Origin of the sequence: Marinomonas rhodophyticola, from assembly GCF_026113935.1 — a bacterium.
GTDB classification, from domain to species: domain Bacteria; phylum Pseudomonadota; class Gammaproteobacteria; order Pseudomonadales; family Marinomonadaceae; genus Marinomonas; species Marinomonas rhodophyticola.
This window is the reverse complement of sequence record NZ_JAPEUL010000011.1, coordinates 410113-424277: the sequence shown is the minus strand read 5'-3', so window position 1 is coordinate 424277 and position 14165 is coordinate 410113. Positions and strand designations below refer to the sequence as shown.

Below are 14165 nucleotides of genomic sequence, written 5' to 3'. Positions count from 1 at the left end.
TCCTATGCTATGAATGGCACCTATTGTTTGAATTCAGAAGAAAAGAAAAAAGTGCTTCAGCGATAAGCAAATCTTCAGGAAGCGTTATTTTTATATTACTGCTCTCTCCTATAATAAGATCAGGATGCCAACCAACACTCTCCATCGCTGAACATTCGTCTGTGACTGAGATTCCTTGCGCTTGTGTTTTCTCTAATGCCTCTAACAAAGCGTGCGCAGGAAACTTCTGTGGTGTCTGTGCCAACCAGATAGCATTACGATCTAGAGTCGCATCAACCAAGGGCCGATCTGACATCTGTCGCTTTACGGTATCTTTGGCAGGCATGGCTAATAATGCACCTTGTGCAGAGTGATGATTGATGATCCGGTTCAATGCCGTTTGACTTAACAAAGGGCGTGCCGCATCGTGAACCAAAACCTCTTGCTGAAGACCATCCAAGCTATTCAATAAATAACGCAGACCTTTTTGTACGGTATCACTGCGCTCTTTACCACCAATAAAGCTGTGAACACAGTCATGCTGATACCACATAGAATCTAACCAATAAGGATCATTCTCACCAATACCCACGAGCACACCAGCAATAAGTGGATGCGATATGAAAATCTCGATGGTGCGGTCTAAAATAGTTTGTCCGGCAAGAGATAGGTATTGTTTTGGACAATTCGCTTGCATACGTTGACCAACGCCAGCAGCAGGAATAAGAACCCACAGTGGCTTCGTCATTTTTTATTCACCATACGATAAAATACTTCACCATCTTTTATATATTGCAGCTCACTACGCACATGCTCTTCTACCGCCTCTTCACCAAGACGTAGATCGTTCACTTGTGCTCTTAATGCTTGATTTCGATGTTTTAGACGTAGGTTGATACGCTCTTGATAGGCAATCTGTTTTGCTAGCTCTTCCTGACGTTTAATCCCCTGCTCACCAAAATACAAATGATAGGATTGATAGCCAACGGCACAAACAAAAAAGAAAATTAACAACCGTGCCATACAACACCCTCAACATCTTAAAAATACATTCCTTATTATCGAAGGAATTGAAGCAAAAAAAAATAAAAAAAGGGAGAACCAAGTTCTCCCTTTATTAAGTCAGACGAAATTACGCCTGACCTTTGATCTCAGAGCGACCTTTGTACGGTGCTTTACCACCTAATTGCTCTTCAATACGTAGCAATTGGTTATACTTAGCAACGCGGTCTGAACGGCATAGAGAACCTGTTTTAATTTGACCCGCCGCCGTACCTACAGCAAGATCGGCAATCGTCGCGTCTTCTGTTTCACCAGAACGATGAGAAATAACCGCTGTGTAGCCCGCAGCTTTAGCCATCTTGATAGCCTCTAACGTCTCAGTCAAAGAGCCAATTTGGTTAAACTTGATCAAGATAGAGTTCGCGATGCCTTCATCAATACCGCGCTTTAAAATCTTCGTATTCGTCACGAAAAGATCGTCACCTACTAGCTGGATTTTGTCGCCAAGAATTTTAGTCTGGTAAGCGAAACCTTCCCAATCAGACTCGTTCAAGCCGTCTTCAATAGACACAATAGGGTACTGTTCACAAAGCTCAGCAAGGTAATCAGAGAAACCTTCAGAAGTGAATACTTTACCTTCGCCTTTTAGGTTGTAGTTACCGTCTTCATAAAACTCAGATGCCGCACAGTCCATGGCTAACGTGATGTCTTTACCTAGCTCATAGCCAGCAGCCGAAACGGCTTCTTTAATAACAGCCAGAGCTTCAGCATTAGAGGCAAGGTTAGGAGCAAAACCACCTTCATCGCCCACTGCTGTATTTAAACCGCGGTCGCTCAATACTTTTTTCAACGCATGGAAGATTTCAGCGCCGTAACGCAACGCTTCACGGAAATTTGGCGCACCAACTGGCTGAATCATGAATTCTTGAATATCAACGTTGTTGTCTGCGTGCTCACCACCATTAATGATGTTCATCATAGGCACAGGCATCGAATAAACACCTGGCGTACCATTAATGTCTGCAATGTGAGCGTATAATGGCACTTTCTTAGAAATCGCTGCTGCTTTCGCTGCCGCCAAAGAAACCGCCAAAATAGCGTTAGCACCAAAAGTAGATTTGTTTTCTGTGCCATCAAGATCAATCATAATATGATCAAGCTCGGCTTGTGCAAGGGCATCTTTACCAATTAAAGCATCACGGATTGGACCGTTTACCGCAGCAACTGCTTTTAATACGCCTTTACCAAGATAACGACTTTTATCGCCATCACGTAATTCTAAAGCTTCACGAGAACCGGTAGAGGCACCAGACGGTGCACACGCTGAACCTACTGAACCGTCTGCTAAAATAACATCCGCTTCAACGGTAGGGTTACCACGAGAATCTAAAACTTCTCTGGCTTTAATATCAACGATTTGACTCATAACAAACCTCTTAAAATAAATGAAAAATCACAAACTGCCTGTTTGCTCTACTTATTTTTCTTTACCTGCATATTTCAATGCCGCATGTACAAAGGCGCTGAACAGGCCGTGTCCATATCTAGGCGTCGAAGTGAATTCCGGATGGAACTGACAAGCAACAAACCAAGGGTGATCAGCAATTTCAATCATCTCTACCAAGGAGTTGTCTTCTGAACGACCTGAAATCGTCAGACCTGCTTTTTCCAACGCTTCAACATAAAAGTTGTTCACTTCATAACGGTGACGATGACGCTCTTTAATAACTGCTTTACCGTAAGCCTCAAAGGCTTTTGTGCCTTCCGTAAGATTACAGTTCTGCGCGCCAAGGCGCATAGTGCCGCCTAGATCGGATTCCTCTGACCGGATTTCTTTGGAACCCTCTGCATTAGTCCATTCTGTAATCAGACCAACAACTGGGTTCTCTGCTTTTAAATTAAACTCGGTACTGTGCGCACCGGCTAAATTTGCCACATTACGAGCAAATTCGATTACGGCTACTTGCATACCCAAACAAATACCTAAGTAAGGCACTTTGTTTTCACGAGCATACTGAGCCGTCAATATCTTACCTTCAACACCGCGCTCACCGAAACCACCAGGAACGAGAATCGCATCCATTCCTTTTAGGGCTTCTGTGCCTTTTTCTTCAATGCTTTCAGAATCAATATAGTGCAATTTCACTTTTGTACGGGCATGAATACCAGCGTGATCCATTGCTTCAATCAAGGATTTATAAGCATCCAACAACTCCATGTATTTACCAACCATGGCGATGTTGATTTGCTTCTCAGGGTTCAATTTAGCCTGAGTCACTTTATTCCAGATGTCTAGATTTGGCATATCGCAATCGAGATTGAAATATTCAACGATCAGGCTATCTAAGCCTTGGTCATTTAACATCTGTGGAATGCGGTAGATTGTGTCTGCATCAGGAAGCGAGATAACCGCACGTTCTTCAACGCTAGTAAACAAAGCAATTTTCTTACGCTCTGGCGCTTCAATAGACACTTCTGAACGACAGATAAGAATGTCAGGTTGAATACCAATAGAACGAAGCTCTTTTACAGAGTGCTGAGTAGGTTTGGTTTTTGTTTCGCCAGCAGTGCGGATGTAAGGAACCAGAGTCAAATGCATAAACAATGCGCGACGTGGACCCAACTCTACTTTTAACTGACGAACCGCTTCTAAGAAAGGTTGTGATTCAATATCCCCTACCGTGCCACCAATTTCGACCAACGCCACGTCTGCGCCTTCGGCACCAGAAAGAACACGACGTTTGATTTCGTCGGTGATATGAGGAATAACTTGAACTGTTCCGCCCAAGTATTCGCCACGACGTTCTTTCTTTAAAACATGTTGGTAAACACGACCACTGGTGAAGTTATTGCGTTTGCCCATTTTAGTGGAGATAAAACGCTCATAATGGCCAAGGTCTAGGTCAGTTTCAGCGCCGTCTTCTGTGACATAAACTTCGCCGTGCTGGAAAGGTACTCATGGTACCAGGATCCACGTTAATATAAGGATCTAGCTTTAGCATGGTGACTTTTAGACCACGAGATTCAAGGATAGCGGCCAAAGATGCTGCTGCCAAACCTTTACCAAGAGATGAAACTACACCGCCTGTAACGAAAATATATCGTGTCGCCATGAGTGTTTAACCCGCCTTAAAATATAAAAAAATGAGATTTGATGGCACAGATCAATGCACCTTCAGGACGGGTGAAAATAATAACATTGTCAGCCCCTTCACTCAATGTAAAACACAGTTGTTTTACATTGAGTGAAGAATCAGTTACTCAGCAAGAAGAGGCAATATGATATGAAAAGCAACCCCCATGGACAGACATTACAAGTCTAGCTCTAAAATGGGCGTTTTTGAACGAGAACAGCATGGCATGACAAGCTTTCCTGAGGCGTGCTCTTGATCCGTTAAAAACACATCTCGATGGTCAGGAACACCGTCGATCACCCCCGTCTGGCACGTACCGCACACGCCCGATTCACAGGATACTGCTAAGAAAACACCATTGTTATCTAGTACTTCAAAAATACTCTGATCAGCACCGACATCAAAGACCTCACCAGTGCTATGAATTTTAACTTTAAATGGCGTATTTTCGCTAATATTTTCATCCAGAACAGGGGCTGAAAAAATTCTCGGTGTAATCTATCTTCAGGCCAACCTAATATTTTCGCTTGCAATAACACATAATCAATAAAGGCAGCCGGACCACAGATATACAATTCAGAATCATGTGCATGACGAGATAAAACACTCACTACATCCATCTGACCAGATTCAGCGACTTCACTGAAATGAAAATGCATTTTATCCGCAAAAGAACCGCTTTTTAATGCCGATGCAAACGCCGCTGTCTCTGGGGTCCTTGCACAATAATGGAACTCAAAAGACAACCCCATTTTTTGTAGCTGTTGCGCCATTGGCAGTATTGGTGTTACACCAATACCACCAGCAATCAAGACACTATGACGTTTTGTGTCCATCAAAGGAAAGTGGTTCTTAGGTGCACTAATAGACAACTCATCACCAATTTCCAAGCAATGCACCTCTACCGACCCACCTCTTGACTGTGGGTCTTTTAATACTGCAATTTCATAGTACTGCGCTTCCGATTGCAAACGACATAATGAATATTGACGAACCAAACCACTTGGCAACTTAATGTCAATATGCGCACCAGCTTCAAAAGTGGGCAACTCTGAGCCATCCAAAGAACCTAGCACAAGCCGAACCACACCTTGCGCTTCGGTAACAACATTTCTTACAATGACCGGAATCATTTGGCTCTCCTGACCTATTATTTTTTTAGACCATAGCCAGAGAGTAAGTGAGAGCTACTCTCTGGCTGGCACTGATTATATTAAAATGACACTGTTTGAAGTGGCGCTGGCTGCGAAGGCGACACCGCAGTTGATGCTCTGGCGGTCTGCTCTTTAGCAATCAGTCGATCAATGATACGTCTTGACTGAACACCACCCGCGTCAATGTCTAACTTCAATAAATCATAATCAGGAAACGCCAAAAGGTTTTGTTGCTGACGTTCAAGCACCTCTAAATCTTCAGCAAAAATCTTACCTTGCCCTTCTCGAATAGTATCAGTTAACGCTTGGTCTTCCGGCTTGAAGCTACGCGCCATTCCCCAAAAATACCAAATTGAGGTCTCGGTTTCTGGCGTAATAAAGTCCACAACGGTACTGCTGGCTTTTTTATCTGCTGGCGCCTCAAAGCCGCCATTTCCTGCATGAGCTACGCCAACATCAATCATCACATGAGAAGGTGGACTGAATCGACAAATCTGCCAACGATCAACGGGGACATTATCGGCTAGCCCGTTACCACGAAGTGCGGCTTGCCAGAATGGTGGTGCCATAATATTTTCCATAAAACGGCTAGTAATAACCTTATCACCATCCACTTTTGTAGCAACAGGTGACTCATCAATTTCTTTTTGACCAATGCTGCTAGCATGCACATATGTTTCGTGGGTTAAGTCCATGAGGTTGTCTATCATCAAACGATAGTCACAGTTGATATGGTATAAACCGCCACCATAAGCCCATTCAGGACTGACCGCCCATTCCAAATGAGGAATCAAGCTTTTATCGGCTTGTGATTGATCGCCCGGCCATACCCAAATGAAACCATAACGCTCTTCTACCGCATAAGACTTCATGCAAGGAAAGCCTTTTACACGCTGCAACGGCATCTCTTTGGTTTTGCCATCAGCGCCCATTTTTAAACCGTGATAGCCACAAACTAAAAGACCCTCTTCGACATAACCTAACGACAACGCCGCACCACGGTGTGGACAAAAATCCAATACCGCAGCAATTTCATTATCGTGAGAACGATAAAAAGCAATGCTTTCGCCACAGATTTTACGGCCAAGAGGTTTGCTGCCCGCTACCTCTTCGGACATGGCGGCCACATACCATGCGTTTTTAAGATAAGTTTGCTGACTCATTTGAAGTTCTCCTGCTTTTATTTTTATTTATTGGATCCAATATAATCAAAATAATTGATAAGACAAGATTATTATGCATAAATTGGATCCAATGATTATATTATGAATAATAGTTCATACGCTAAACAGTTGAAAAATATAAGATTATCAATTGGATCCAATGGTTACTTTTTTTTCCGGTGTATACGTTATGATTATTTTTTACCAATCGACTAAAGGCAGACTCAATGAGCAAACCGGGCCAACATGTTATCAGCCGTTTACGACAAATGATTTTGTCGGGGGAGCTTGAGTCAGGACAACGCCTTGCGGAAATTCCCACAGCGGAACAATTGGGGGTTTCTCGAACACCTATTCGTATTGCTTTTCGCACCCTAGAGCAAGAAGGCCTACTAACCAAATTATCAGGTCGAGGCTATATGGTACGCCAAGTAACACAGGCAGAAATTAGCGGCTCTATCGAAGTGCGAGGCGTACTAGAAGGATTGGCAGCTAGACAAGCAGCGGAAAATACGTTATCGAACGCGCAGACCAAGGAATTACGAGAATTATTAAAACAAGGCGATGATTTGTTTTTGAAAGGCAGTATCAATGAACAAGACCTCGCCATGTACCATGACATGAACCAGCGCTTCCATCAAATTATCATCGAAGCCAGCTTAAATCCAGCCATCGCTGAAGCATTAAGCCGCAATGAACACTTACCTTTTGCATCGGTTAGTGCCTTGGCATTCGATCGCAACAACTTGGCTCAAGAGTATCGCCGCTTTAATTTCGCCCACATGCAACATCATGCCGTGTTTGACGCCATCCACAACGGACAAGGAAGCCGTGCTGAAGCAATTATGCGAGAGCATGCAAACGCCACCCATGGCTACGCGAAAATTTTTTCCCAAAAAGAAAAAAATGGCGAGAAGATGCAAGTTTTAAACAACATGAGTCTCAATCATTTAAGATAAGTCAGTATTTCCAAGTGGCACTTCTAGCGTGTTGCCAACACCAACTGGTTGACCGACCATTTCATCATAAGCACTCTGGTGACATAACACCATGGTGCCAACGCTCTTATCCTTAAACAAAGCCTGTAAGTCTAACTTGTTATGGCTGGTTAAAAAACGCCCTTCATTGGTTGTTATATACTCTTCTTTATCCCCTATGATAACGGACAGCTGATACAAATTTGACTCTAAAGAATGCAGCTTCACTTTATCGATATGAGGAATTTTTTTAAGCTCTTTTAGTTGCATGCTAATACACTCCAGTGATTTTCTTTAGGTACGGATCCAACCATCGATCAGTTCACTTAAAATGCCGAATCAACACAATAAGTTCATGCTAAAGTACTGCAATAAAAAACAACAACAGGAAAATTTATGGCCCTTGATATGAATGATAGCTATGCAAATTCAACAGATGTACATATTGCCTTAGATAAAATCCACGCTTACTTAAATCAACCTAACCGAACATTAATCGGGTTAACGGGAGGTCCAGGTTCAGGCAAAAGCACACTCGCAGATTATTTACTCAACTATTTCAGCAGACAACAAAACATGGAAGTCATTTGCCTTTCAATGGATGGCTTTCATCTATCGAAAGCCCAACTTAACGCCCTGCCTAATGCAGAAGAAGCATTTGCCAGACGAGGCGCTCCATGGACATTCGATAGCACCGCTTTTATCGAACGCGTTAAGCTTATTAAGCAAGGCTATCAGAAAGACGATATTTTGTGGCCAAGTTTTGATCATGCCATAGGTGACCCGATTGAAGACGATATAACCATCAAAAAAGACACAAAGGTCATATTAATTGAAGGACTCTACTTGCTGCATCAAAACGATGGTTGGCAAGCGTCTCAACCCCTCTTCGACGAACATTGGTTTTTAGACATCCCCGTTACAGTCGCCATCGAGCGCTTAGCAAAACGACACATGAAAGCTTGGAACTTCAATCATGAACAGGCTATGGACAGAATAAATCAAAGCGATGGACTAAACGCAGAATTAGTCGCAACGTATAAGGATCAGGCAGATTGGTTGTTAAGAGTCTAGGCTGTCTAGACTCTCTGAGCAGCAATGGCTTCCGCACTCCTTTCAAACGTCAGGTTGATCCGCAAGAACATACCTTGAATGACCTCAACCTGATTAGCATCCCCCACTAACCGAATCAACTCATCGTATAAAGAGTTGCAAGCTTTTTCAAAGCCATCATCACAGCGGCCTTTACTTGCCAATAAAAAAGCATTGGCTAAAGCTGCCTGCCAATTTTCTAATGAGTGCAATGGCTTTTTTCCAGCTAAGCTTTCACAGATCGAACGCAAGCGAATAGAAACATGCCCAAGGTTCAAGGCAGTCAATGCCAGATCTGTAATGGCTCGCGATGTAGAACCTTGATCATAGTTCGTTAAACGTAACAACCGATCCGCCATTCGACGGTTATACCAAGCTATTGGGCTAGCTTGCTGATTGAGCCTCTAATAAATCTTGGTAGGTTGTTTTGAAAATACGATGGACTAACAACTGAATACTTGGTCCGGTAATGAGATGAAACACCCAAAATAAAATACACACGCCAGCAAAAATTGCCATCGCAGAACTCAGTGTATAGTCGATAGAAAAAGTCCGACTCATATCACGACTTGGACTCACAAGAATAGAAAAAGGGATACAAAACCCTAAGCCATAGGGCAACGTTTGCCTATCGGCCAAAAGCAATAGACCAATAAAAAACGGCCCAGCCAAAACCAGTAATAAAATCTCTAATTGACCTGAGCTTTGCGACAATACGTTAAGCGCAAAGAAAATCGCCACAAATGACGCCACGACAACGCCAATCAGCAGCCTTTTTAAAACCACTTTCAAAATCATCAGGGGCAACCTTGCTAGCATGATGGAAAAAATAACAGGTAGAATCATGATCATCAACGCAGCTGAAGAACCAGTGCCCACCCAAATAGTTGCACCAATCAAAAACACCATCGTGGTTCGAATACCAATAATTAATCCAGCCAATGGATCTTGATAAGTCTGCATACTTGGCGCATTCAATAACGTACTGTCTCGCTCCTCTAACGCGCGAAAAGCGCGTAACAATACTGTCAGCTCAGAAGTAATCTCTGCCCCAACATTCAACATATGAGATTCAAAAGGCAAATCCGAGTCATTATTCGAGCGATACTTGCTAAGGTCACTTCGCAAGAGTTTCACTTGCTCTAAGCAGTAATCAAAATCATCTGACTCCGCAATGCGCCCAAATGCGTCTCTCAATCGATCAAGAAGTTGAGTTAACACTGGCGTCATCAGTTCAGCATGACGCCGCTGCAAACGACCAAAAATTTGCACTAATGCCAACAAAGATAAGACTTTCTGAGCCAATTGGTTGGCGGCTCGTGTCCGCCCTGGCCCCTTTGGTCCCTCGTAACTGACCGCACTGGAATCCTCACTGACCATACCCAAGGTCGCCATGATGCTATCTATTTGCGTATGACGGTTCTCATGAGTACCGGATTTATCCAACTCCGTCACCAAATATTGCAGTGTCTGATTAATCACCGACCTGGCTTGTCGCTGCAAACTGTCTTTGACTTTGACAGGCCAAAACAGATGACTGACCACACCGGCACAAATAGAACCAATAACAATTTCACTGACTCGAGCCTGTGCAACCACAAACACCGCCTGACTATCGGCCGTAGATGTAGCTTCACCATGACCATTAATACAATGATTTCAGCGGTCACCGCAGCCATAGCAAAGGCATACACAAAATTAGCCTGACGAACCATAGCAGATAAAGCGGCATTCAACCCTAACCATAAGGCCAGCACCCCCAGCGCCACATAGGGATAAGACATAAATTGCATCAACAGCAAAATACCAAACAATCCACCAATGACAGTGCCAACAATTTGGCAAATGGCCTTTTCAATCACCAGACCACTTTCAGGTCGCATTTGTAAAAAAACAGCGGACACTAGCGCCCAATATGGTCGATCAAGATTTAAAGAAAGGGCTATCGTTAATGCAAGTGCCATGGCAATGACACCTTTAAGGGCAAAAATAACCGCCTGTTTTTCAGGTAAAAACAGATTACGAAGGACGATTCCCAAAACGATTCTCCTTACTACTCAGTAAGGTGAATCGTAGCGGTCATACCAGCACTCAACTGGGTACCATCTGGCAGGGAATCCAGTTTTATATCGACAGGGATTCGCTGCGATAAACGCACCCAATTAAATGTTTGTTGTATTTGCGGGAGAAGCTGCCCATTGCTCTGAGTATTGATATTCGCGATGGCTTTACCAATACTAACCACATGTCCTATCAAGGGACTTCACCACCGCTTAATAGAGTGATCTTGGCTGATTGATTTAAATGCACAAGCGGAATCTTAGTTTCCTCAAAATAACCAGTCACATAAAATGAATCAGACTGTACGATGGCAAAAACCGCAACACCTTGAGCAACATAATTACCTTGATGTAAGTTCAAATTAATAATCTGCCCTGACACTGGTGCACGTATCTGGGTTCGATCTAAATTAAGCTGCGCCGTCATTTCTTGAGCCACAGCCAAATCATAATTCGCTTTCGCAATATCAGTGTTGATTCGAGCTGATTCCAAATCTTCATCACTAATAGCATGTTGGCTTCGCAGAGCAGTACGTCGCTCATATTTATGCTTTGCTAGCTGCCAAGAATATAAAGCATTTTCTGTGTTGGCTTTGCTTTGATTGAGTGCCGCTTGATAACGCTGCTGATCCACACTAAAGAGCAGGTCGCCTTTTTTAACCGCTTGATCATTAATCACATTCAGATTTGTCACCCATCCAGAAACATCAGGTGCTACTGTCACGATATCCGCTCGCACGCGGCCATCGCGTGTCCACGGTGAATGCATGTATTCATTCCACACCCAACGCCCAGCAAAAACAGCCAGCAATACCATCGACACAGTCAAAAGAATACGCAGATATTTCGTCATTGATTTACCTTCCATTTAATACATACACAGTGAACGCCAAGTAACAAACAAACAAGGACACTTCAAACCAAGCTACCCGCCAAATGCGATCATACCAGTTCAAACGATGGAGAATAAAACGTGTCAGCGCCGCCAATAAAAAGGCAATCGGAAAATAAATGACCAGTGGGCTAAACTCTAGCCCACCAAAAACAACAGTCTGAAGCATAATCAATACCCTGTCATAGAAAGAAGGCAGGCCGTGTAAACAAGATAAACAGTTTAGTGCTAAATTAAGGATAGGATTATATCGAGATAACACCAAAAAAATGTGCAGCTAACAGCTAAATAAAAGCACAATAACACGAAAAAACGAGATGAAAATTCTATTTTGGAAATGGCAAAATCCTGTTTACTTGCCATGTGATGTTGAGGTGCGAATAATGTGGATGCCGCCAAAGATCACCAATCGCCACCAAAGTATCCCCATGATACAAGTAAGGCAAATGATCTCGCCACCAGCTTGGAATCGCCTGGTCATTAAGCCATTTTTTAAATTTTCGGGTTTGACCATTGGGCATCATAAGATTTTCCCCCTGAGGACGAGCTTTTAAGACACAGCCATCGCTTCCACTGATACAAATTTGATCAAACGCACGTGACAGCATTTCACCGGACACCAATGGTGCCAGCGTCACATCTTCGTCCATAGGAAGCACATAGACCGCATTTTGGTGACGCATCACTCTTCCATGAGAGAACCTGAATTCAGGCTGCTTATCTTGTGCACTAGAAAACATGGCTTCGACGCTCTCTAACTGAGATTGCGACAATGAAACGCCGTTTCCCTGTAGAAAGTATCGCCACCAAAAAAGTCGTTCGTCTGTCGATTTTTCGACAAGATGCGACAAATCCAAACCACCAAATTCATTACACCACATGGTTAACTGTTGCTGAGCAAATTGAGCAAGCATCGCATAATCGGTTGTAATCCGCTGAGTGCTGGACACTATATTTTGCTCCATGCTAGGAAAACGCTCTGTCAGAATAGGCACAACACTTTGGCGAAGAAAGTTACGCGTAAAACGCCCATCAAGATTTGACTCATCATGAATCCAAACAAGTCCATGTTGCCGTGCGTAATCCTCAATATCATTTTTTGATGCGGTTAAAAAAGGACGAATCAAACGCGCCGTTCCATTACCAAGCAACCTTTCTTGCGGAATGCCTGCTAAGCCCTTTCCTCCTGTGCCTCGCAGCAAACGAAATAACACGGTTTCAACTTGATCCCCCGCATGATGGGCAAGCAATATAACATCGCGTCCTCTCATGTGCTTTTGGAATGCTTCATAACGAGCATTACGTGCGGCATCCTCGACTGAAGCTTGCGCCTTTAATCGTACCCGTTCAACGACATAAGGCACGCTAAGGCGTTCACAAATACACTCGCAATGTTTAAGCCAAGCATCTGCATTAGCACTTAAACCGTGATGAACGTGAATCACCGCGATTTTTTGTTTCTGCTCAATAGATACTTGATTAACCAAAGCGTGTAATAAAACATGCGAATCAACGCCGCCACTAAAACCGACCCATACTTTTTCCTCTTCGGAAAATACAGCATCAATCCAATTCATATTAAATCGAAGGGGAGACAAGGAAGATAGTGGTTTCAATGTAGAATACGTCATCACAGGCTCTATAGACAAAGCACACAAAACATAGGATGAGAGACAAAAAAGCCCCCTAAAGATAGGAGGCTTTTCATAATAGAAATATCTTACAAGCCGTAGGACATCAAACGGTTATAACGACGAGCCAGTAACTCTTCTGTCGTCAACGCTTCCATACGATCAAGCGCCGCTAAAATATTTTTCTTTAAACTTTGCGCCATTTCTTCATGAGAAATATGCGCACCACCAAGAGGCTCTCGAATGATTGTATCAACAAAACCTAGCTCTTGAAGACGCTGGGCGGTGATACCCATGGCTTTTGCCGCGTCAGACGCACGATCTGCGCTTTTCCATAAAATAGACGCACAACCTTCAGGAGAAATAACGGAATACGTGCCGTATTGTAACATCATTAGCTCATCACAAACGCCTATAGCCAATGCGCCGCCCGAACCACCTTCACCGATTACGGTCGAAATGATCGGTGTTTTAAGGCGAGACATTACCGCCAAGTTGAAGGCAATGGCCTCACTTTGACCGCGTTCTTCAGCACCGATACCAGGATACGCCCCAGGTGTGTCGATTAATGTAACAATAGGCATATTAAAGCGCTCTGCCGTTTCCATAAGACGCAGTGCCTTACGGTAACCTTCTGGGCGAGGCATACCAAAATTACGCAATACTTTTTCTTTGACTTCGCGACCTTTCTGATGACCAATAACCATCACTGAGCGGCCATCTAAACGGGCGATACCACCAACAATCGCACGATCATCAGCGTAATGACGGTCACCGTGCATTTCTTCAAAATCGGTAAAAGCATGTTTTATATAATCAAGAGTGTACGGGCGCTTTGGGTGACGCGCTAATTGAGAAACTTCCCATGCCCCTAAATTACTAAATAGGCTCTTGGTTAATGCTATTTTCTTATCTTCAAGACGACTAATTTCATCGCTTATGTTGAGTTCATTGTCATTACCAACTAAACGCAACTCTTCAATTTTTTGTTCGAGTCTCAGCAATCGGCTGCTCAAAAGGGAGATAATTTAAATTCATGTTTAATTACACTACTGTTTGGTTGCCATCAAATTCAAAGACA

Annotated in this window: 16 protein-coding genes and 2 pseudogenes; 2 read left to right on the top strand and 16 right to left on the bottom strand. The window is 43.3% G+C overall.

The genetic code is table 11. The features are described from left to right. Nucleotides 1-7 precede the first annotated feature (7 nt). The 7 genes and pseudogenes from ispD to ONZ52_RS21675 all read right to left on the bottom strand — a co-directional run bounded on the left by ispD (nt 8) and on the right by ONZ52_RS21675 (nt 6432). Nucleotides 8-727: a 2-C-methyl-D-erythritol 4-phosphate cytidylyltransferase gene (gene ispD / locus ONZ52_RS21705; RefSeq protein WP_265220708.1), complete on the bottom strand. Its 720-nt coding sequence runs from the start codon at nt 725-727 to the stop codon at nt 8-10. Next, the gene (locus tag ONZ52_RS21700) at nt 724-1002 is read right to left on the bottom strand and encodes a septum formation initiator family protein (protein ID WP_111639602.1); all 279 of its coding nucleotides are present in this window, start codon (nt 1000-1002) and stop codon (nt 724-726) included. The genes ispD and ONZ52_RS21700 overlap by 4 nt, the downstream gene beginning before the upstream one ends. Nucleotides 1003-1111: 109 nt before the next feature. Continuing rightward, a complete protein-coding gene (gene eno / locus ONZ52_RS21695; protein ID WP_265220707.1) occupies nt 1112-2407 on the bottom strand; it encodes a phosphopyruvate hydratase in 1296 nt (431 codons plus the stop codon). Between the two features lie 51 nt (nt 2408-2458). Next, a pseudogene (pyrG, locus tag ONZ52_RS21690) lies at nt 2459-4094 on the bottom strand (CTP synthase). Nucleotides 4095-4292: 198 nt separating this feature from the next. After that, the gene (locus ONZ52_RS21685; protein WP_265220747.1) at nt 4293-4496 is read right to left on the bottom strand and encodes a 2Fe-2S iron-sulfur cluster-binding protein; all 204 of its coding nucleotides are present in this window, start codon (nt 4494-4496) and stop codon (nt 4293-4295) included. Further along, complete coding sequence (locus ONZ52_RS21680) at nt 4481-5248, bottom strand: ferredoxin reductase (protein WP_265220706.1); 768 nt, start codon at nt 5246-5248, stop codon at nt 4481-4483. The genes ONZ52_RS21685 and ONZ52_RS21680 overlap by 16 nt, the downstream gene beginning before the upstream one ends. Nucleotides 5249-5328: 80 nt before the next feature. Continuing rightward, nucleotides 5329-6432 carry an aromatic ring-hydroxylating dioxygenase subunit alpha gene (locus ONZ52_RS21675; RefSeq protein WP_265220705.1) on the bottom strand — a complete coding sequence of 368 codons (1104 nt, stop codon included), beginning with the start codon at nt 6430-6432 and terminating at the stop codon, nt 5329-5331. Between the two features lie 227 nt (nt 6433-6659). Between ONZ52_RS21675 and ONZ52_RS21670 the strand changes: the two genes are divergently transcribed. Beyond that, nucleotides 6660-7391, top strand: coding sequence for a GntR family transcriptional regulator (locus ONZ52_RS21670; protein ID WP_265220704.1), 732 nt, complete (start codon nt 6660-6662; stop codon nt 7389-7391). Here ONZ52_RS21670 and ONZ52_RS21665 read toward each other — a convergent pair. Further along, a complete protein-coding gene (locus ONZ52_RS21665; RefSeq protein WP_265220703.1) occupies nt 7383-7679 on the bottom strand; it encodes a DUF6482 family protein in 297 nt (98 codons plus the stop codon). The two genes, ONZ52_RS21670 and ONZ52_RS21665, sit on opposite strands and share 9 nt — an antisense overlap. Before the next feature lie 126 nt (nt 7680-7805). Here ONZ52_RS21665 and ONZ52_RS21660 point away from each other — a divergent pair, with 126 nt between their 5' ends. After that, the gene (locus ONZ52_RS21660; RefSeq protein ID WP_265220702.1) at nt 7806-8483 is read left to right on the top strand and encodes a nucleoside/nucleotide kinase family protein; all 678 of its coding nucleotides are present in this window, start codon (nt 7806-7808) and stop codon (nt 8481-8483) included. A gap of 5 nt (nt 8484-8488) precedes the next feature. On the opposite strand, the gene ONZ52_RS21655 is transcribed toward ONZ52_RS21660, so the two are convergent. The 8 genes and pseudogenes from ONZ52_RS21655 to accA all read right to left on the bottom strand — a co-directional run bounded on the left by ONZ52_RS21655 (nt 8489) and on the right by accA (nt 14122). Next, nucleotides 8489-8860, bottom strand: coding sequence for an FUSC family protein (locus ONZ52_RS21655; protein ID WP_265220701.1), 372 nt, complete (start codon nt 8858-8860; stop codon nt 8489-8491). A gap of 25 nt (nt 8861-8885) precedes the next feature. After that, nucleotides 8886-10067, bottom strand: coding sequence for an FUSC family protein (locus ONZ52_RS21650; protein WP_265220746.1), 1182 nt, complete (start codon nt 10065-10067; stop codon nt 8886-8888). Continuing rightward, nucleotides 9980-10540 carry an FUSC family protein gene (locus ONZ52_RS21645; protein ID WP_265220700.1) on the bottom strand — a complete coding sequence of 187 codons (561 nt, stop codon included), beginning with the start codon at nt 10538-10540 and terminating at the stop codon, nt 9980-9982. Before ONZ52_RS21645 ends, ONZ52_RS21650 begins: the two co-directional genes overlap by 88 nt. Before the next feature lie 14 nt (nt 10541-10554). Then, nucleotides 10555-10758 (bottom strand): hypothetical protein, encoded by a 204-nt coding sequence (locus ONZ52_RS24920; protein ID WP_321160393.1) that lies wholly within the window; start codon nt 10756-10758, stop codon nt 10555-10557. Further along, the gene (locus tag ONZ52_RS21640; protein ID WP_321160392.1) at nt 10755-11414 is read right to left on the bottom strand and encodes an HlyD family secretion protein; all 660 of its coding nucleotides are present in this window, start codon (nt 11412-11414) and stop codon (nt 10755-10757) included. The genes ONZ52_RS24920 and ONZ52_RS21640 overlap by 4 nt, the downstream gene beginning before the upstream one ends. A 4-nt stretch (nt 11415-11418) precedes the next feature. Continuing rightward, the gene (locus ONZ52_RS21635; RefSeq protein WP_111608007.1) at nt 11419-11622 is read right to left on the bottom strand and encodes a DUF1656 domain-containing protein; all 204 of its coding nucleotides are present in this window, start codon (nt 11620-11622) and stop codon (nt 11419-11421) included. 157 nt (nt 11623-11779) lie between these two features. Continuing rightward, on the bottom strand, nt 11780-13084 hold the full coding sequence (tilS, locus tag ONZ52_RS21630) for a tRNA lysidine(34) synthetase TilS (protein ID WP_265220699.1): 1305 nt from the start codon (nt 13082-13084) through the stop codon (nt 11780-11782). A gap of 89 nt (nt 13085-13173) precedes the next feature. Then, nucleotides 13174-14122, bottom strand: a pseudogene (accA, locus tag ONZ52_RS21625) (acetyl-CoA carboxylase carboxyl transferase subunit alpha). Nucleotides 14123-14165 lie beyond the last annotated feature (43 nt).